The sequence below is a fragment of the Epilithonimonas sp. genome, from assembly GCF_032055105.1.
GTDB lineage: Bacteria > Bacteroidota > Bacteroidia > Flavobacteriales > Weeksellaceae > Epilithonimonas.
Map to the genome: position 1 here is coordinate 226,821 of NZ_DAMBRK010000001.1, position 17,118 is coordinate 243,938.

At 34.3% G+C, this 17,118-nt stretch carries 21 protein-coding genes; 11 read left to right on the top strand and 10 right to left on the bottom strand.

The annotated features are described in order from the left end of the window. A complete protein-coding gene (locus RTY06_RS00900) occupies nt 1–657 on the top strand; it encodes a ComF family protein (protein ID WP_312822117.1) in 657 nt (218 codons plus the stop codon). Between the two features lie 40 nt (nt 658–697). On the opposite strand, the gene upp is transcribed toward RTY06_RS00900, so the two are convergent. Together upp and der are read right to left on the bottom strand one after the other, a co-directional pair. Then, nucleotides 698–1,348, bottom strand: coding sequence for a uracil phosphoribosyltransferase (upp, locus tag RTY06_RS00905; RefSeq protein ID WP_312822119.1), 651 nt, complete (start codon nt 1,346–1,348; stop codon nt 698–700). An 81-nt stretch (nt 1,349–1,429) separates the two neighbouring features. After that, a complete protein-coding gene (der, locus tag RTY06_RS00910; RefSeq protein WP_312822121.1) occupies nt 1,430–2,737 on the bottom strand; it encodes a ribosome biogenesis GTPase Der in 1,308 nt (435 codons plus the stop codon). A gap of 312 nt (nt 2,738–3,049) precedes the next feature. On the opposite strand from der, the gene RTY06_RS00915 reads away from it, so the two are divergent. The 4 genes from RTY06_RS00915 to murA all read left to right on the top strand — a co-directional run bounded on the left by RTY06_RS00915 (nt 3,050) and on the right by murA (nt 6,017). Further along, the gene (locus RTY06_RS00915) at nt 3,050–3,511 is read left to right on the top strand and encodes a heme-binding domain-containing protein (protein WP_312822123.1); all 462 of its coding nucleotides are present in this window, start codon (nt 3,050–3,052) and stop codon (nt 3,509–3,511) included. Continuing rightward, nucleotides 3,508–3,933 (top strand): DCC1-like thiol-disulfide oxidoreductase family protein, encoded by a 426-nt coding sequence (locus tag RTY06_RS00920; RefSeq protein ID WP_312822124.1) that lies wholly within the window; start codon nt 3,508–3,510, stop codon nt 3,931–3,933. The genes RTY06_RS00915 and RTY06_RS00920 overlap by 4 nt, the downstream gene beginning before the upstream one ends. Nucleotides 3,934–4,050: 117 nt before the next feature. Next, nucleotides 4,051–4,704: a DUF4290 domain-containing protein gene (locus tag RTY06_RS00925; protein ID WP_312822125.1), complete on the top strand. Its 654-nt coding sequence runs from the start codon at nt 4,051–4,053 to the stop codon at nt 4,702–4,704. Next, a complete protein-coding gene (gene murA / locus RTY06_RS00930; RefSeq protein ID WP_312822126.1) occupies nt 4,704–6,017 on the top strand; it encodes a UDP-N-acetylglucosamine 1-carboxyvinyltransferase in 1,314 nt (437 codons plus the stop codon). The genes RTY06_RS00925 and murA overlap by 1 nt, the downstream gene beginning before the upstream one ends. A gap of 35 nt (nt 6,018–6,052) precedes the next feature. Here the strand turns inward: murA and RTY06_RS00935 are convergent, their stop codons facing one another. The 4 genes from RTY06_RS00935 to RTY06_RS00950 form a co-directional block, all read right to left on the bottom strand. After that, nucleotides 6,053–6,361 carry an NIL domain-containing protein gene (locus RTY06_RS00935; protein WP_312822127.1) on the bottom strand — a complete coding sequence of 103 codons (309 nt, stop codon included), beginning with the start codon at nt 6,359–6,361 and terminating at the stop codon, nt 6,053–6,055. 24 nt (nt 6,362–6,385) lie between these two features. Next, complete coding sequence (locus RTY06_RS00940; protein ID WP_312822128.1) at nt 6,386–6,817, bottom strand: DUF4395 domain-containing protein; 432 nt, start codon at nt 6,815–6,817, stop codon at nt 6,386–6,388. Between the two features lie 249 nt (nt 6,818–7,066). Beyond that, nucleotides 7,067–7,711 (bottom strand): YiiX/YebB-like N1pC/P60 family cysteine hydrolase, encoded by a 645-nt coding sequence (locus RTY06_RS00945; RefSeq protein ID WP_312822129.1) that lies wholly within the window; start codon nt 7,709–7,711, stop codon nt 7,067–7,069. After that, complete coding sequence (locus tag RTY06_RS00950; protein WP_312822130.1) at nt 7,689–8,144, bottom strand: DUF1801 domain-containing protein; 456 nt, start codon at nt 8,142–8,144, stop codon at nt 7,689–7,691. Before RTY06_RS00950 ends, RTY06_RS00945 begins: the two co-directional genes overlap by 23 nt. Nucleotides 8,145–8,227: 83 nt before the next feature. Between RTY06_RS00950 and RTY06_RS00955 the strand changes: the two genes are divergently transcribed. The 6 genes from RTY06_RS00955 to RTY06_RS00980 all read left to right on the top strand — a co-directional run bounded on the left by RTY06_RS00955 (nt 8,228) and on the right by RTY06_RS00980 (nt 12,978). Continuing rightward, nucleotides 8,228–9,436, top strand: a complete 1,209-nt coding sequence (locus RTY06_RS00955; protein ID WP_312822131.1) for a pyridoxal phosphate-dependent aminotransferase — start codon at nt 8,228–8,230, stop codon at nt 9,434–9,436. Between the two features lie 106 nt (nt 9,437–9,542). Further along, nucleotides 9,543–9,986 carry a hypothetical protein gene (locus tag RTY06_RS00960; protein ID WP_312822133.1) on the top strand — a complete coding sequence of 148 codons (444 nt, stop codon included), beginning with the start codon at nt 9,543–9,545 and terminating at the stop codon, nt 9,984–9,986. Continuing rightward, nucleotides 9,986–11,002, top strand: a complete 1,017-nt coding sequence (gene murB / locus RTY06_RS00965; protein WP_409450818.1) for a UDP-N-acetylmuramate dehydrogenase — start codon at nt 9,986–9,988, stop codon at nt 11,000–11,002. The genes RTY06_RS00960 and murB overlap by 1 nt, the downstream gene beginning before the upstream one ends. Nucleotides 11,003–11,013: 11 nt before the next feature. Further along, nucleotides 11,014–11,718 (top strand): DsbA family oxidoreductase, encoded by a 705-nt coding sequence (locus RTY06_RS00970; protein WP_312822134.1) that lies wholly within the window; start codon nt 11,014–11,016, stop codon nt 11,716–11,718. Between the two features lie 22 nt (nt 11,719–11,740). After that, the gene (proC, locus tag RTY06_RS00975) at nt 11,741–12,544 is read left to right on the top strand and encodes a pyrroline-5-carboxylate reductase (protein ID WP_312822135.1); all 804 of its coding nucleotides are present in this window, start codon (nt 11,741–11,743) and stop codon (nt 12,542–12,544) included. A gap of 2 nt (nt 12,545–12,546) precedes the next feature. Continuing rightward, nucleotides 12,547–12,978 (top strand): GNAT family N-acetyltransferase, encoded by a 432-nt coding sequence (locus tag RTY06_RS00980; protein ID WP_312822137.1) that lies wholly within the window; start codon nt 12,547–12,549, stop codon nt 12,976–12,978. A gap of 68 nt (nt 12,979–13,046) precedes the next feature. Here the strand turns inward: RTY06_RS00980 and RTY06_RS00985 are convergent, their stop codons facing one another. The 4 genes from RTY06_RS00985 to RTY06_RS01000 are packed head-to-tail and all read right to left on the bottom strand — an operon-like array spanning nt 13,047 to nt 16,916. Then, nucleotides 13,047–13,460 (bottom strand): VanZ family protein, encoded by a 414-nt coding sequence (locus RTY06_RS00985; protein ID WP_312822139.1) that lies wholly within the window; start codon nt 13,458–13,460, stop codon nt 13,047–13,049. Between the two features lie 37 nt (nt 13,461–13,497). After that, a complete protein-coding gene (locus tag RTY06_RS00990; RefSeq protein WP_312822141.1) occupies nt 13,498–14,481 on the bottom strand; it encodes a transglutaminase family protein in 984 nt (327 codons plus the stop codon). A gap of 26 nt (nt 14,482–14,507) precedes the next feature. Further along, on the bottom strand, nt 14,508–15,428 hold the full coding sequence (locus tag RTY06_RS00995) for an alpha-E domain-containing protein (RefSeq protein ID WP_312822143.1): 921 nt from the start codon (nt 15,426–15,428) through the stop codon (nt 14,508–14,510). 45 nt (nt 15,429–15,473) lie between these two features. Next, entirely contained in the window at nt 15,474–16,916 is a 1,443-nt protein-coding gene (locus RTY06_RS01000; protein WP_312822145.1) for a circularly permuted type 2 ATP-grasp protein, read from the bottom strand. Between the last annotated feature and the right edge of the window lie 202 nt (nt 16,917–17,118).

Genomic DNA, 17,118 nt, shown 5'->3' on the forward strand with positions numbered 1-17,118 from the left:
ATGATTTTTGACTTTCTTTTTCCCAATCGTTGTCTGGATTGCAATCAGTTGATTGACAAAAAAGATGTTGTTTGCGAATTGTGTTTGGATAAGGTTAATTTCTCCAATCATCAGTTTTACGAGAATAATTCCTTGACGGAAAAAGTTTCATTATTGATTCCTGTCGAAAACGCTTTCTCCTTATTATATTATGAAAAGGAAAGTCTTGCGCAGAGAATTGTTCATCAATTAAAATATAATCACAGAGAAAAAATTGGAAAAGTCTTAGCGAATTGGACAACTGAACGAATTGATTTTAATAATGAAAAACCTGATTTATTAGTTACTGTTCCGCTTCATTATAAAAAACTAAAACAGCGTGGTTACAACCAGCTTCATCTTTTTGTAAATGAGCTATCTAAGCATTATAACATTCCTGTGAATCACACTTTACTGAAAAGAATCAAGCACTCCAGAGCTCAGGCAAAGAAAAATCAAAGTGAAAGACTGAAAACAAAAAATGCTTACCAATTGACGGAAAATATCAATGATAAGCATATTCTTTTAATTGATGACGTTTACACGACCGGAAACACAATATCGAATATCGCGTGGGAAATTCTCAATAATTCCAAGAATGTAAAAATCAGTATTTTGGTGATGGCGATGGATGTTTGATTAATTATTAATGATAAATTCAACAATTAACAACTAACAATTATCGTTGTAGTTTTTCTCCGTAAGATAAATCACCTGCATCTCCCAAACCTGGCGTGATGTAACCTTTTGAAGTTAAATTCTCGTCTAAAGCACCAATCCAAACTTTCGCTTCAGGATAAGCATTTTGAATCGTTTCAACACCTTGCCTGCTTGCAATTGCAGCAACGATATGAATGGAAGTTGGTTTTCCGTTGGTCAACAAATCTTTGATGGCTTCGATTAAAGATGCTCCTGTCGCCAACATCGGGTCAGCAACAATCAATGGACGACCATCTAATTTTGGGCAAGTCAAATAATCTTGTTTGATAGAAAAATAGTCGTTCGCATCATGTTTTCTATAAGCCGCTACGAAACCACAATCTGCTTTATCAAAATAATTTAAAATTCCTTGAAACAATGGAACTCCAGCTCTTAAAATAGTTGTGATAACTGGTTGCGTTTCAATTTCTTTTACTGTGATTTTATCTAGAGGTGTTATGATTTCAAGCTCTTTTTGGTCAAGAGTTTTACTGATTTCAAAAGCAGCAATTTCCCCGATTCTCTCCATATTTCTACGGAATTTCATTCGGTCTTGCTGTACTTCAACGTTTCTTAAATCATTGATCCAAGAATTGACGAGAGAGAAATTATCTGATAATATTGTAAGCATTAGTTATTGTGATTTTTATATATGAATATTTAAAATTAATAAAAAACCCTTTCAGAACCTAAGCTCTGAAAGGGTTGAAAATTATTTTTGTCTGAAATAAACTTCGATTGGAACACCTGTAAATCCAAAGTGTTTTCTCAATTGATTTTCAGTGAAACGCTTGTAAGGCTCTTTCACATATTGTGGAAGATTACAGAAAAATACGAATTGCGGCGACGGCGTTGGCAACTGTACACAATATTTGATTTTCACATATTTCCCTTTAATAGCTGGTGGTGGTAACGCTTCGAAAACAGGAAGCATGACTTCATTCAGTTTAGACGTTTTGATTTTTTTAGCTCTGTCATTATAAACTTCCATTGCAACCTCAACAGCTTTCAAGATTCTTTGTTTCGTCAAAGCAGAAACGAATAAGATTGGAATATCTGTAAACTGTCCGATTTTGCTCTTGATAGCTGCTTCGAAATCACGAGTTGTATTGGTATCTTTTTCTACCAAATCCCATTTGTTTACAACAATCACAATTCCCTTTCTGTTTTTCTGAGCAAGACCAAAGATGTTCATATCCTGAGATTCCCAACCCAAAGTTGCATCTACCATAATTATCACAACATCTGAAAACTCAATAGAACGAATGGAACGCATCACAGAATAAAATTCCAAATCTTCTGAAACCTTATTTTTCTTACGCATCCCTGCAGTATCAACCAAAACAAACTCGTGTCCGAACTTGTTATACAAAGTCTGGATACTGTCTCTGGTTGTTCCCGCAATATCAGTTACGATATTTCTTTCTACATCAAGTAAAGCATTCGTCAATGTTGATTTTCCAACATTTGGACGACCTGCAATTGTGATTTTTGGTAAACCTTCGAATGGATCTTTGTAATCTGTTGTCGGGAAATCGTTCACAACATCATCCAACAAATCTCCAGTTCCCGAACCAGTTGCAGAAGATAATGTATAATATTTTTCAATACCTAATTGATAAAACTCTGTCGCAGGAAGTTCTTCCTTCGCAGAATCTACTTTGTTCACCACCAAATAAAGTGGTTTGTTAGCTTTTCTTAAAAGGTTATAAATCTCGTGATCTGTATCTGTAAGACCTTCTTCCACATTCACCATAAAAATGATAGAAGTAGCCTCATCAACTGCTAATTGAACCTGCTTACGAATCTCTTCTTCGAAGATATCCTCTGTTCCTACATCATAACCACCTGTATCTATTACTGTGAAATCTACGCCATTCCAATCGGACTTCCCGTAATGACGGTCACGCGTTACACCTGCTGTAGAATCTACAATGGCTTCTCTTCTTTCTAATAATCGGTTAAATAATGTGGATTTTCCTACGTTGGGACGTCCAACGATAGCGACAATGTTTGACATAAAATTGTTTAATAATAAAATTATTAATGGGTTACTCTTACTCTAAGAGCCCAAATTTTTTGCAAAGATACGTTTTTTTTGATTGAGAGTTGTTGGTTGATTGTCGACAGGGGAATTAATTTAAACATTGAATTGCTCACTAGCCCTGATAGTAGCGGCATCCTTTTTTGTCTTTGCGGTGAAAATTTCTATGGATTGCTTCACTTCGTTCGCAATGACAGAAAAGATATAGCGGATAGCAGGATTAGCTCCTAAAAAATATCGATGAAAACTTGGAAAGCTTTTTGTAATTATCAATTCAAAATCTGAACTATGAAAAAAATATTAATTGTACTGATTGTTGCATTCATCATCATCCAATTTTTTCCGATTGATAAAACAAATCCTTCGACTAACGACGGAATGGACTTTCTGAAAATCAAAAACACACCTGAACCGATTGCGAACTTAATCAAAAACTCTTGTTATGATTGTCATTCTAATGAAACTGAATATCCGTTTTACAGTAATATTCAGCCTATTGCTTGGCTGTTGAAAAATCATATTGATGAGGGTAGAAAAGAACTTAATTTTTCTACATTTGCAACTTACGAACCGAAAAGACAGGCGCATAAACTGGAAGAAGCGGCGGAATATGTGGAGCAAAAGAAAATGCCGTTGGAAAGTTATACATTAGGACATCAAGATGCAAAATTGACTGATGAACAAAGAAAACAATTGGCTGACTATTTCAGAAAGGTTCAAAAAGAAATAGACACTTCGAATACATTATGACAACAGAAATCTCAGTAAACTTGAAAGATAAATTCATTGTTTTTTTTGATGGAGAATGTGGGTTTTGTAATCATTGGGTGCAGTGGATTTTGGAAAGAGATAAGAAAGATAAGTTTTTGTTTTCTTCTCTTCAATCTGAATTTGGACAGAATTTTTTGACTGACAGAAATCTACCCAATAAAGTTTTTGACACGCTTTATCTTTGGAAACCTGAGCGTTTTTATTTATCTAAATATCAAGCTATCTTAAAAATTGCTGCAGAAATTGGTGGAATTTATTCTTTGGCTTCGGTTGGAAAAATTCTTCCAGATTTTGTTGGAAATCAGTTTTATAATTTGGTTTCCAGAAATCGAAAGAAATTGGCAGACAACCAATGTTTTCTTCCGAATGCTGAACAGAGGAAAAAATTTATTGAAAAATAAATTTAATACAAAAAAGGCTTCGAGAGCCTCAGCCTGACAATACAAATTAAAGAAAAAACAATCACTCGATTTTGAATTTTAAAGTTTGAACTCGAAATGTTTTATATTTGCAACATTATGGATTATAATACCGAAAGACCGCAATTACTAATGCCCGAATATGGGCGCAATATACAACAGCTGGTAGAGCATTGCAAAACCCTTGAATCTAAGGAAGAACGTAATGAAATGGCAGTTGGAATCATCGAGTTTATGGGACAAAGAAATCCACATCTGCGCGATGAAGAAAATTACAAACACAAACTTTGGGATCATCTTTTTATTTTAGCTAATCATGAGCTGGATGTAGATTCTCCATATCCAATTCTTACAGCAGAAGATCTGATCACAAAACCTAGAAAAATGGATTATCCGTCTTTGGACAATGCCTATAAATTCTATGGAAAAAGCATCCTACAATTGATTGAAAAAGCTATTGCTCTGGAAGAAGGTGAAGAAAAAGAAGCCTTAATCCAAGTGATTGCTAACAATATGAAAAAGTCCTACAATGTTTATAATAAAGAACATGTTCAGGATGATGTTATTTTCCGCCATTTGAAAGAACTTTCTGATAATCGTTTGGATCTTACAGGAATTGACTCTCTTGATAAAAGCAAAATCTATTATGCCAATAATAGAAATAACAACAATAGGAATCAAAATAACAATAATAGAAACCAAAATAACAATAGAAAAAACAACTTCCAAAACCATAAAAATAAAAGAAGATAATGAGTGGAGCTTTCGAAATAAGAGGAGGAAAAAGATTAAGTGGTGAGATTACGCCACAAGGTGCTAAGAATGAAGCTTTGCAGATTCTTTGTGCTGTTTTGTTGACCGAAGAAGAGGTAAGAATTACCAATATCCCTGACATCAAGGATGTTAATAAGCTAATTGAGATTCTTCAGGATTTCAATGTTAAGGTTACCAAAAACGGAAAAGGAGATTATACCTTTAAAGCAGACGAAGTTAACTTCGATTATATTAAATCTAAAGAATTCAAAAAAGACGGTGCAAAACTTAGAGGTTCTGTAATGATTTTGGGTCCAATGTTAGCGAGATTTGGTGAAGCTTATTTACCAACGCCAGGTGGAGATAAAATCGGAAGAAGACGATTGGATACACACTTCCAAGGCTTTGTTGAACTAGGCGCAGAGTTTTCTTATGACGAGGAAGAAGCATTCTACTCTTTAACCGCAAAAGAACTGAATGGAAAATTCATTCTATTAGAAGAAGCTTCTGTAACAGGAACGGCAAACATCGTAATGGCAGCAGTTTTAGCAAAAGGAAAAACAAGAATCTACAATGCAGCGTGCGAACCTTACTTACAGCAATTATGTAAAATGCTGAACAGAATGGGCGCTAACATTACAGGAATTGGTTCTAATTTATTAACTATAGAAGGGGTTGATAAATTACACGGCACGGAACACACAATGCTTCCTGATATGGTAGAAATTGGTTCTTGGATTGGATTGGCAGCAATGACAAAGTCCGAAATCACAATTAAAAACGTTAACTGGAACCAGCTTGGCGTTATCCCAAATACATTCAGAAAATTAGGAATTGAATTGGAGCAAAGAGGTGATGATATTTATATTCCGTCTCAGGAAAATTATAAAGTTCAGAAATTCATTGATGGTTCTATCCTGACGGTTTCTGATGCACCTTGGCCAGGTTTCACTCCGGATTTGTTATCAATTATTTTGGTTGTAGCAACTCAAGCAAAAGGTTCTGTATTGATTCATCAGAAGATGTTCGAAAGCAGATTATTCTTCGTTGATAAATTGATTGATATGGGTGCACAAATTATTCTTTGTGATCCACACAGAGCAACTGTTATTGGAATGAATCAAGAAACGCCTTTGAGAGGAACAACAATGGTTTCACCAGACATCAGAGCTGGAAATGCACTTCTAATCGCAGCACTTTCTGCAGAAGGAAAATCTGTCATTCAAAACATTGAACAAATCGATCGTGGTTACGAAAACATTGATGAGAGATTGAGAGCTATTGGCGCTGATATCAGAAGAATTGATTCTTAATAAAAATCTCGGTTAAAAATAAAAAAGGAAGCTCATTAAGAAGCTTCCTTTTTTTGTAGAACATCTATTCTACTGCTTAGTAATCTATATTCTCCAAGATATTTTTCTATCTTATTGATTTGGTCTTGCGTGATATTCAGTAGCAGTTTTACGTTTCCGAAATTGCTCCCATTCAGATATTCGATATTGGCATTCACAATTTTGTAACTTACATTATAATGATTGTAAATCGTATAAAGTAAGATATCGAATCTGATTTTCCCATTCAGTTCTATTTCAAGGATTATTTCTCTCGTAGTTTTCGGAAGAAAATTGTTGCCGGTAGTTTCTTGTTTGTAAATCATAGTAATATTTTGTTATTTGGTGTATTATTTAATTTTATTTTGAATGGGTATAACGATAAATTGGTAGATGTAACAACCAACACAGATTTTGAAAAAGCTTTCCAGACTTGCGAGAATAATTAGTAAAAATCCTGTGATGTAAGCCTCATTATACAACCCATTGATTATTAATATAAAAATCAGTAATGTGAAAACAGCTCCCAATGCTGCCGCAAATCTTTTCGGCGATGCAAAAATGGGTTTCTTTTCCAGTTTCAATATTTTCGATATTGATTTTGAAAAAAGAGCTAAAGGAGAAAATGATTGTCCTAAAGCTCTAATAATAAAATCAAAAACTAAGAGCAAAAGTAAAAACGGCCACTTAAAAAATAGAGATACAGCAGTCACAACAATCACTAAAAATGCTGTCAACCTTACGATATTTTCGTCTGCATAGTATTTATTAATCTGACTCATTGTTTAAAAATTTGAAATAAAAAAAGCCTCATCGGTAAGATGAAGCTTAATATCATAGCCTTCTCACCGCACTCTTCAGTTCGTATTACACATCATTGCCATCTGTGAGAAAATCTGTTTCATTATTTCTTAATTACATTGCAAATATAGAAATTATTTAATTCCCACCAAATAAGTATGAATTAAATTTACACAAATTCATTATTTGTTAACATTGGAAATAATCCAAAAATAAATTGATAATAAAGATTATTTTATCTCCCCTACTTTGAATAACTTCTCCGAGGCTGCTAATCCATTAGGATTACAACCTGGTTCACCTTCAGGTACTTTTAGGTTTTTGTCTTGATAAAATTTCTCCCAGAACGCATTGGTTTTTCCAGTTTTTGGGTCAACAAAAGTCATTGGTTCTAATGTGAAAATCTGATTCTCACGAAAAGCCCTTTCAACAAAATCCGAACAATAATAAGATTGGTCATCCAAAATATAATTGAAATTATAAGGTTTTCCAACCAAGGTTTCTGCCTTGGAAACAGAATTGGGAATAGAGAATTGAAATTCTGATTTTAAACGATAAACATCAATTTTTTGTCCGGATTTGGTTTGTTCCTTTAGAAAATGATTGAGTTTTTGTTTCTGAGAACCACCTTTTGGCGCAGCGTGAAGAACGTAAAGATTGTGTTCTTCTTTTTTTACAATGCCGATATGATCGTAAGACGTTTTCTTCTCTGTCTGCGTCACATTATTAATCGCTCCGGACAATCCAGATTCTACAGCAGGAACGAAAAGCAAATCACCATTTTCCAAAATCGAAGTATTATAAGTTTTGCAACTTGTTAAAAAAAACAGCGCAAAAATAAGATAAACCTGATTACTTTTTATAATTCTTCTCATAAATTGCAATCCATTCATCCACAGTAATCTTCGTACAAAGTTCGCCCATCAATTCATAAGGAATATCCTCCACTTTTTTGAATCGGATACAAGATTTTCCCATATCCAATTTCTTTTGGGAATGTTTCGGAAACTCTTCTAGAAACCAGTCCAAAATTTTTGGTTCAGCATAAATTCCCATATTGTAAAACGCCACAAAATTCTTTTGAGAAGCTACACTAAGGAAAGGAAGCGGAGTATTTTTCGCGCAATGATAACCTGCAGGATAAGTTTCCAAAGGCACGCACCAAGTGACCATTCCGTATTGCATATTTTGTACAAAACCTTTTGGGAGATTACTATCAACGGTTTCCAATAACTTTCTAAATGGTTCTCTTCTCTCTTCCGGAATTTGAGAAATATATTCTTCTATGGTATCAACAAAAATCTGCATTTGAGGATTTATTTTAAATCAAAAATAGTAATTTTTTTATTGAAAATTTAAAGCTTATTTTTGTATCCCAAAGTCAAATAATAATGCCGAAAATATCGCAAAGAGCGCAGCATATGCCTGCATCTCCAGTTAGAAAATTAGTTCCTTATGCTATTCAAGCAAAACAAAAAGGAATCAAAGTTTATCACTTGAACATTGGTCAACCAGACATTGAAACACCAGAAACAGCTTTGAATGCTGTAAAAAACATTGACCTCAAAGTTTTGGAATATGCTTTATCAGAAGGTAATATCGAGTACAGAAAAGCTTTGACAGAATATTATCATTCTCTTGGATTTACAGATTTAACACCTGATAATTTCATCGTAACCAATGGTGGTTCGGAAGCTTTGAATTTTGCTATTTCCACCCTTTGCGATGACGGCGATGAAATCATTATTCCAGAGCCTTATTATGCTAACTACAATGGTTTTGCTGGAACTTTTAATATTAACGTTGTAGCAGTTCCTTCAACGATTGATACAGGATTTGCTTTACCTTCGATTGAAGAATTTGAGAAAAAAATCACAGATAAAACCAGAGCAATCGTCGTTTGTAATCCTGGAAATCCAACAGGTTATCTTTATTCAAGAGAGGAACTTCAAAAGTTGGCTGAGATTGCAAAAAAACACGACATTGTGATTATTTCTGACGAAGTTTACAGAGAATATGTTTATGACGGAGAACAGCAAATCTCTATGTTCGAATTCCCAGAAGTCGCAGACAATGTTATCGTTATTGATTCAGAATCAAAAAGATACTCGATGTGTGGCGCAAGAATTGGTTGTTTGATTACACGTTCAAAGAAAATCCACGATGCAGCGATTCTTTTTGCTCAGGCAAGATTAAGCCCAGTTCTTTTGGGACAAATTGCCGCAACTGCAGCTCACAAAAACGATGCAGAATATATCGCAAAAGTAAGAGAAGAATATACGAACAGAAGAAATCTATTGGTAGAATTATTAAACGAAATTCCGGGTGTGATTTGTCCAAAACCAAAAGGTGCGTTCTATTGTGGCGTTGAGCTTCCTGTGGATGATTCTGATAAATTTGCGCAATGGCTTTTGGAAAGTTATTCTAATAATAATGAAACTGTGATGGTTGCGCCAATGGGAGGTTTTTACAGCAATCCTGAGTTAGGCAAAAAACAAGTAAGAATCGCTTATGTTTTGAAACAAGAAGACCTTAGAAGAAGTGTTGAACTTCTGAAAGATGCGATTGAAAAATACAGAACTGAATTTGGATTGAACTAAATCAGTTTTAAACCTATTCCCAAAAACCACATAGAAAATTCTATTAAAATTAAGATTTCTATGTGGTTTTATCATTAAATTTACACCAATCATAAAATCCAAAATAATGAAATTATTAAAAATAGGATTACTTGCATCGGCTTTTGCAATGCTTTTAATCAGTTGTAAAACTGTCGCTCAAAATTCAACAATCGAATCTATAACATTAAGAAACACGTATGGACGAGGCGGATTCACATCTATAACTGCGACCAAAGATTCTTTAAAAACTTCTTCTGCAGGTGGAAGAATGACAGATTATCCTAATTTCAACAAAAAAATGAATGCCAAAGATTGGGAAAAACTAGTTTCTGGAATTAATATTTCCTCTCTGGAAAAAACAAAAAGCGGAGAAAGGCGCGGACATTATGATGGTCCGGATGAAATCTTCACAATTAAAACGCCAGAAAAAGAATACGAATTCTATAACGTTGCCAAAGAAGATCAAGGCTACAAACAATTAGAAAAGCTTAAAACCAATCTTAATAATCTGCTTTCTCAATATAAATAATGATTCAAGAAAACGTTTCCCTAAAACCATTTAACACTTTCGGAGTTGAAGCTTCGGCTCGATATTTTTCAGAAGTTAATTCTGTCGAAGAATTAATAGAAACCCTCAAATTCTCAAACGCTCATTCTCTCCCACTCTTATTCATTGGTGGCGGAAGCAATATTCTTTTGACCAAGGATTTTGAAGGATTGGCGATCCAGTTGAATCAAAAAGGAATTTCAGAGGAAATTATTGATGATAATCAGGTTTTGGTTACTGCAAAAGTTGGCGAAAACTGGCATCAGTTTGTGATGTATTGTTTGGATAAAAATTATGGCGGATTAGAAAATCTGTCTTTGATTCCTGGGAATGTTGGCACTTCTCCAATGCAGAATATCGGTGCTTACGGAACAGAAATAAAAGATGTTTTTGAATCTTGCAAAGTTCTGAATCTTGAAACATTGGAAATTGAAGTGTTCAATCTTGAGCAATGCAAATTTGGTTATCGAGATTCTATTTTCAAACAAGAAGGCAAAGGGAAATATGTGATTCTGCAAGTGACTTTCCGCTTGACCAGAAAAGACCACAAAATTGATGTGGAATATGGCGCAATAAAATCAGAACTAGAAAACCTTGGAATTACTAATCCAACAATTCAAGATGTTTCGAAAGCGGTCATCAATATCAGACAAAGCAAATTACCGGATCCAAAAGTAATTGGAAACGCAGGAAGTTTTTTCAAAAACCCAACAATTGCACTTTCACAGTTTGAAACTCTAAAGCTAAAATTTGAAAACATCCCGGGTTATCCAAATGGAGATTTTGTAAAAGTTCCCGCAGGTTGGCTGATTGAACAAGCCGGATGGAAAGGGAAACAAATCGAAAATGTTGCTTCCCATAAATTGCAGGCTTTGGTCATCATCAATGCTACAGGAAATGCAACTGGAAAAGAAATCTTCGATTTTTCAACAGAAATAATCAATTCCGTCAAAGAAAAATTCGGGATTGAACTGGAACGGGAAGTTAATATCATTTAAAATCAAAAAAAATGAAAGTAGATATTTGGAGCGACACACGTTGTCCGTTTTGTTTCATTGGAAAGAAAAATTTTGAAAAAGCACTTCAGAATTTTGCTCAAAATGATAAGATTGAAGTCAATTGGCATTCTTTCCAGCTAGATCCGAAAATGAAAACCGACCTTAGCAGAAATCATTATGAATATCTTTCTGATATCAAAGGACACTCGTTGCAAGAGACAATCAAAATGCACGAAAACCTCATCCAAATAGGAAAAAATGCGGGAATCGATTTTAATTTTGATGAAGTGAAAGTTTCCAATTCTTTCAAAAGTCAAATCTTGGTTCAACTCGCCAAGAAAAAAGGCAAAGCCAACGAAATGGAAGAACTTCTGTTTGAAGCTTATTTTATTCTTGGAAAGAACATTGATGATGTTGAAGTTCTATCAGAAATCGGAGGAAAATTAGGTTTTAAAAAAGAAGAAATCGAAACCGCAGTTCAATCTCCGGAATTAACAGAATTAGTAAATAATGATATCGAAGAAGCAGCTTCGCTTGGAATCAACAGTGTTCCATTTTTTGTTTTCAATAGAAAATATGCGATTTCTGGAGCTCAGCCTACGCATTTATTTTCAGAAGTTTTGGAGAAAAGCTTGTCAGAATTTTTGGAAAATAATTCAAAAATCAATATTGTAAGTGAAGGTGATTCTTGTGATGCTGACGGGAATAATTGTTAAATAATTAATTAAAAAAACACAAATGAAAATTGCAGTTTTAGGAGCGGGAAATATGGGTTTGTCATTTTCAAAATCTTTTTTGAAATATGAATTAATAAAACCGCAAAATCTACACCTCATCACACGAAACGAAAACAAAAAAGATAAAATAAGAACATTGTTTCCGGAATCAGAAATCTCGTCTTTTGATGAAATTCAAAATTTGGAAGCAGACCTTATTATCATTGCCGTGAAGCCTCAGGATTTTGGTTTTGTAGCGGAGAATTTACCTTTCAGTATTTCAGAAAAATCAATGATTTTGTCGATAATGGCAGGAATATCGATTGAAAAAATCCAAAAACTTCTGAACCACAAATCTGTCGTAAGAGCAATGCCCAACTCTCCTACTCTCCTTGGAATGGGAATCACAGGTTATACCGCAGCAGAAGGCATTTCGTTCAATCAAATCATTAACATTGAACGTTTACTGAATTCCACAGGACGTTCTGTTTACTTGGAAGATGAAAGTCTTTTGAACGGCGTAACCGCGCTTTCCGGAAGTGGTCCAGCTTATTTCTACTACATTATTGATGCAATGATAAAAGCAGGAACCGAAATGGGAATTGATGAAAATCTATCTAAATTATTTGTAAAACAGACAATGTTGGGCGCATATCATCTTATTAATAATTCTGATAAATCGCTGGAGGAATTAATAAAAGATGTAGCTTCAAAAGGTGGAACAACGGAAGCCGCGCTGAAAACCTTCGAAGAAAACGAGTTGAAATCAATCCTGAAAAAAGGAATTTTGGATGCTGAAAACAGAGCGAAAGAATTGAATTCATAACAATGTACGACAAAAACGACTTCTACATTTCTACTGACAAATCCAAAATGGACATAGAAACCATTCATCAATATTTATCAGAAGAATCTTATTGGGCAAAAGGAGTTCCAAAAGAAATTGTTGAAAAATCGGTTGCAAATTCTTTTTGTTTTGGTGTGTTTTATCAAGATAAGCAAGTCGGATTTGCTAAAGTGATTACAGATTTTACGACGATTGCTTATTTGGGAGATGTGTTTATTTTAGATGAATTTCGTGGGCTTGGTCTGTCAAAATTATTAATGGAAAACATTATGAATCATCCCGAATTACAAGGTTTGAGAAGATGGATTCTGCTAACAGCTGATGCACACGAACTTTATAAAAAATTTGGATGGAATAATATCAAAGACCCAGCAAGATGGATGGAAGTTCACACTAAGAATGTTTATCAATAAGTTTTTTTGAGCTTATAATTTATATCGCTGATTTTGCAGATAGAGCAGATTTAATTTGGAAATCGGTTTTAACGAGAATTAAATTTTTTCTCAAATAACTGATAAATCCAAAAACCAATCGCAACGCCGACAGTATTCAGAATCACATCATCGATATCAAAAACTCCTAATCTTGTGAAATACTGAAGACTTTCTATCAAAATAATTGCGAAAAGAAAGTCCAGAATCAGAATCCAAAATTGGTTGAGCTTCGGAAAGACAATTCCTAAAAATCCAAAAGGAACAAACATCAGGATATTTCCGAAAATATTAACAATAATTGTTTTCCAAAGTATCGTTTGCTTCACAAAACCAACCGTTGAAAACATCGGAATCAACCTCACAATATTAATATCATACTGACTTCTCCCAAATCCGAAAAACATCAGATAAAGCAAAAACAAGGTATAAAACGGAATCAGTATTTTATATAATTTCTTCAAAAAATCCATACAGAACAATCGATTCCAAATATACAAACTATTGTTGTTGCTGTTGTTGCTGTTGCATTTCTAAAAACATTCGGTAAGAATTACTTTGTGGTAAAATCTCTTCAATCGACGGATTATTTTCTCGGATGTACATTGGAACTTTGGGAACTTCGGTCAGGTTTTTAGTTTTATCAGTCGTGATAATTACAGAAACGCCCAATTTGTGACTAGATGTTCCTTTGTAAGTTCCTTTCACGGGCGTACAATCTTTGAAATCTCTTCCCACCGCAATCTTGATATGTCGGTCGCTTACCCAGCAATTATTTGTCGGGTCATTTCCAAGCCAACCATAACCAGGAATAAAAATCTCTACCCAAGCGTGCGTTGCACCTTCTCCTCTCAGTTCCTGATTGCTCGGACTGATGTATCCGCTGACATATCTCGAAGGAACACCCAACATTCTCAACATCCCCAAAAGTAAATGCGCAAAATCTTGACAAACACCCGCTTTCAGTTCCCAAATCTCATCTACTTCCGTTTCATAATCCGTGATTCCTTGTCTGTAAGTGAAATTTTCATAAATATAAGTCGACAAAGCTGTCGTAGTCTCCATCACAGACAAATCCGAAGTTGCAACAGATTTTATAATTGACAAAATCTCTTCTTTATTTTTAATATTTTCCTGTCTTACAAAATCGATGTAAGGAAATTGCGTTGATTGTTCTTTAACAATTTGCCATTGTTCTTCCACATTCAGATTGATAACAGGCAATTCTATCGGAAAAGTTTCTACAACCAATTCGACTTTGATTTCCAAAAAATGATGCGGTTCCACAATCGTGAAAACACCAATTCTGTTGGTAAAATAATCATAGTAATAATCGATATTGGAATTTGGAAATATAGAGATTTTCTGTTCAATAACTTCTTGAAAATCATTTGTCAATGGTGACAAAATAATTTGGTTTGCGCTGTCTGTAACCGCAGAAGAATATTCGTATCTCGTAATGTGTAAAATGTTGAAAACCGGCATAAAATTAATAAAGCTATTTGCTTATGTTAAACAACCAAACCAAAAAACTGGTAGTTAAAAATATTTGAAATTTCGTAAATATCACTTTCTATTCTTGCAAGAAAAAGCATCTTTTCCTCGCGTGTTCTCGGATGTCTTGTAAATTGGACATTCGCAATACATTTTCCGATGAAAAAGCCTACTGTTTCATCACTTTCGCCTTGTTCTCCGGAATTAAGTTGTTTTGCAAATTTGTCTAATTCATTAAGAGAATATGTAATTGAATTTGGAAAAAGTGGTTCGTAAATCATTTGATAAAAAATCCGTTCCTTCTCCATTGTTCCGAGATTGTGTCTTAGATAAAAATCATATCCGCTAACTGAACTCAGAAAATATCGCCAGTTGGAATAATCGTTATCCAAAAGGTCTTCTCCGTAAAGAATCCATTGTTTTCTGATTAGATTAATGCTATTTAAGATTCGTTCTATATATTTCCCAAGCTCCAAAAAGCAATAACCTTCGTCTCTCGCCACATAATTATCAATAACACCATAATAAACCATCGATTGCTTTACCAAAACATCAAAAACGCTGATTGGGTCACCATATCTGGATTGGCCAAACAAAAAATGGTCTTTCATCTGATGATGAAAATCGTTGAGACATTGCCAAACATCTTTGTTGATGTGGTCTTGCGCACTTCTGGCATTTTCTCTCGCTCGGAAAATATTGCTGGCAATGGACAAATCATTATTGATATCAAAAAGCGCTTTAGAAATGAGATTTCCAAAACTGTAATCATCATTATCTATTTCGATTTGATTTTCTTCACAAAAATTCTCCCAACTTTCCACAGAAGCGCCGTCCTGATATGCAATATATCTCGTATGAAAAACCTTGAGCTGAAAATTAGTCCTTTCCATATAACGGCTCATCCAAAATATATTTTCTGCAACTCTACTTAGCATTATTTTTTAATGGTTAATTGTTAATGATTAATGATAAAAGTTGGCTTAATCTACAACCCAAGTATCTTTGGAACCGCCACCTTGAGAGGAATTCACAACGATTGAACCTTCTTTCAAAGCAACTCTGGTTAATCCGCCCGGAACGATGTCAATTCCATCCGGACCGTACAATGCAAAAGGTCTTAAATCTACTCTTCTAGGTTGTAAAACACCGTTGATATAACAAGGAGCTGTTGAAAGTTTGATGATTGGTTGCGCGATATAACTTCTTGGATTCAGGTTGATTTGTTTTGTGAATTCAGCGATTTCTTCGTCGGTGGCTTTATCTCCGATTAGCATTCCGTAACCGCCACTTTCATTGGTTTTTTTGACAACCATCTTGTGCATATTTTCTATGGCATATTTTCGTTCGTCCATATTTTCCATTCGGTAAGTTGGAACGCTTTTCAGAATCGGTTCTTCACCCAAATAATATCGAATCATATCAGGAACGTAAGAATAAATCGCTTTATCATCAGCAACGCCATTTCCCATTGCATTCACGATAATGACATTTCCTTTTCTGTAAGCGTGATACAATCCCGGAACGCCCAAAACGCTATCTTGACGGAAAACCAACGGGTCAATGAATTCATCATCTACTCTTCTGTAAATAACATCCACTTTTTTGAGACCTTTCGTAGTTTTCATATAAACCTGATGATTTTGCACCACCAAATCACGACCTTCCACCAACTCGATTCCCATTAATCGGGCTAAAGTTGTATGTTCAAAATAAGCGGAATTGAAAATCCCCGGTGTCAATAAAACCACATTCGGTTTTGCACTGATTTGGCGACCAAATGACAATAGATTTTTTATTAATAAATCAGGATAGATATTAACTTGTTTCACCTTGATATTAGGCAAAATATTAGGAAAAAGTCGATAACTCATTTTCCGATTTTCCAGCATATAACTCACTCCGGAAGGCGTTCTGAGATTATCTTCCAAAACATAATAACTCCCGTCATAATCTCGGATAAGGTCGATTCCGCTTATGTGTGTATAAATATCAAATGGCACATCAACGTTTATCATTTCACGAAGATAATTGGGACAGGTATAAACCAATGAAGAAGGCAAAACCTCATCTTTTATAATAAATTGCTGATGATAAACATCCTTAAGAAAAATATTGAGAGCCTTCAGTCTTTGCTTGATTCCTTTCTGTATAAATTCCCATTCTGATGATTGGATAATCCTTGGAACCACATCAAAAGGAAAAATCTTTTCGATTCCCTCACCATCATTATAAACCGTAAAAGTAATCCCTTGCGTCATAAAAAGTTTCTTCGCAAGGTCATTTTTCTGGTCCATCTCAGAAACATCAAACTTGGAAAAACCAGTCACAAAATCCCGATAATGATTCCTGACTACATTATTGGACATCATCTCATCATAAATATCATTTATTGCTGGATAACCGCTCAAAAAACCTTCTTCCATAGTTATATTTTATGTTTTTAAAACACTAATATATAAAATTAATAGGGGTAATTATAGTTTTTATATAAAATAAATTCAAAACACCCCTATTTAAAAAACACAATCAATCCAATAAAATCATTTTTCATACTTTTATTAAATCCATTTTTCAATACTCAAAACCGTAAGGTTTCACTTGACTTTTTTTTTAATTTTTAGTATA

Excerpts from the sequence above, each read along its gene's own strand:
- upp (WP_312822119.1), bottom strand. The coding sequence starts at position 1,348 with ATGCTTACAATATTATCAGATAATTTCTCTCTCGTCAATTCTTGGATC.
- RTY06_RS00920 (WP_312822124.1), top strand. The coding sequence starts at position 3,508 with ATGACAACAGAAATCTCAGTAAACTTGAAAGATAAATTCATTGTTTTT.
- RTY06_RS00915 (WP_312822123.1), top strand. The coding sequence starts at position 3,050 with ATGAAAAAAATATTAATTGTACTGATTGTTGCATTCATCATCATCCAA.
- RTY06_RS00960 (WP_312822133.1), top strand. The coding sequence starts at position 9,543 with ATGAAATTATTAAAAATAGGATTACTTGCATCGGCTTTTGCAATGCTT.
- RTY06_RS00940 (WP_312822128.1), bottom strand. The coding sequence starts at position 6,817 with ATGAGTCAGATTAATAAATACTATGCAGACGAAAATATCGTAAGGTTG.
- der (WP_312822121.1), bottom strand. The coding sequence starts at position 2,737 with ATGTCAAACATTGTCGCTATCGTTGGACGTCCCAACGTAGGAAAATCC.
- RTY06_RS00980 (WP_312822137.1), top strand. The coding sequence starts at position 12,547 with ATGTACGACAAAAACGACTTCTACATTTCTACTGACAAATCCAAAATG.
- RTY06_RS00900 (WP_312822117.1), top strand. The coding sequence starts at position 1 with ATGATTTTTGACTTTCTTTTTCCCAATCGTTGTCTGGATTGCAATCAG.
- RTY06_RS01000 (WP_312822145.1), bottom strand. The coding sequence starts at position 16,916 with ATGGAAGAAGGTTTTTTGAGCGGTTATCCAGCAATAAATGATATTTAT.
- RTY06_RS00990 (WP_312822141.1), bottom strand. The coding sequence starts at position 14,481 with ATGCCGGTTTTCAACATTTTACACATTACGAGATACGAATATTCTTCT.
- murB (WP_409450818.1), top strand. The coding sequence starts at position 9,986 with ATGATTCAAGAAAACGTTTCCCTAAAACCATTTAACACTTTCGGAGTT.
- proC (WP_312822135.1), top strand. The coding sequence starts at position 11,741 with ATGAAAATTGCAGTTTTAGGAGCGGGAAATATGGGTTTGTCATTTTCA.
- RTY06_RS00995 (WP_312822143.1), bottom strand. The coding sequence starts at position 15,428 with ATGCTAAGTAGAGTTGCAGAAAATATATTTTGGATGAGCCGTTATATG.
- RTY06_RS00935 (WP_312822127.1), bottom strand. The coding sequence starts at position 6,361 with ATGATTTACAAACAAGAAACTACCGGCAACAATTTTCTTCCGAAAACT.
- RTY06_RS00925 (WP_312822125.1), top strand. The coding sequence starts at position 4,051 with ATGGATTATAATACCGAAAGACCGCAATTACTAATGCCCGAATATGGG.
- RTY06_RS00970 (WP_312822134.1), top strand. The coding sequence starts at position 11,014 with ATGAAAGTAGATATTTGGAGCGACACACGTTGTCCGTTTTGTTTCATT.
- RTY06_RS00955 (WP_312822131.1), top strand. The coding sequence starts at position 8,228 with ATGCCGAAAATATCGCAAAGAGCGCAGCATATGCCTGCATCTCCAGTT.
- RTY06_RS00945 (WP_312822129.1), bottom strand. The coding sequence starts at position 7,711 with ATGAGAAGAATTATAAAAAGTAATCAGGTTTATCTTATTTTTGCGCTG.
- RTY06_RS00950 (WP_312822130.1), bottom strand. The coding sequence starts at position 8,144 with ATGCAGATTTTTGTTGATACCATAGAAGAATATATTTCTCAAATTCCG.
- murA (WP_312822126.1), top strand. The coding sequence starts at position 4,704 with ATGAGTGGAGCTTTCGAAATAAGAGGAGGAAAAAGATTAAGTGGTGAG.